Genomic DNA, 537 nt, shown 5'->3' with positions numbered 1-537 from the left:
CCACCGCGGGGGGCGGCGTCTCCGCCACGGGCGGCGTCATCGCTTCCGGCATGGCCGTGAAGGGGGCTTCCTGCGGCGGAGGCGCGGTTTCGAGGGTCTCCCCCGCGGCGGGCGGCGTCTCCACCTCCCTTACGACCCCGGCGGGAGGCTCGCCGGTGCCCGTTTCGCCCCCTCCTGCGAGCAGCTCCCTCTCCAGGGCCTCCAGTTCCTCCTCGATGCCCGGCGCTCCCGCCGCGGCGGTGGCCTGCGCCTCGAGTATCTCCCTCTCCAGCTCCTCTATCTCCTTGAGCAGGTCGTCTTCCACCTCGCCGCCTGCAGCGGCGGCGGGCGCTTCCTCTTTCTCTCCTATATCGAAGAAGGTCTCCGTGGAGGAGGCCTCAGGTTCCGATACGAGCGAGATGAGCTCCTCTATCTCGGCATGACCTTCCAGGATGGCCAGTTTCTCTTCAACGGGGATGTCCTCGAGCATAACCCTCTCCAGGATGTCCGCGTCGGCACCCTCCGGCCGCGGCGCGCCGGCAGGAAGGAGCGGCTCTT

The 537-nt window shown here is 69.1% G+C and carries 1 protein-coding gene; it reads right to left on the bottom strand.

Features of this window, described 5'->3' with window-relative positions:
- The coding region (locus tag H5T44_06465) for a hypothetical protein (GenBank protein MBC7081862.1) at positions 1–469 on the bottom strand (469 nt) is incomplete at its 3' end.
- Positions 470–537: the final 68 nt, after the last annotated feature.

The organism is Thermoplasmatales archaeon (genome assembly GCA_014361195.1).
Classification (GTDB): Archaea; Thermoplasmatota; E2; order UBA202; family JdFR-43; genus JACIWB01.
This window is presented reverse-complemented; position numbering and strand designations above follow the sequence as displayed.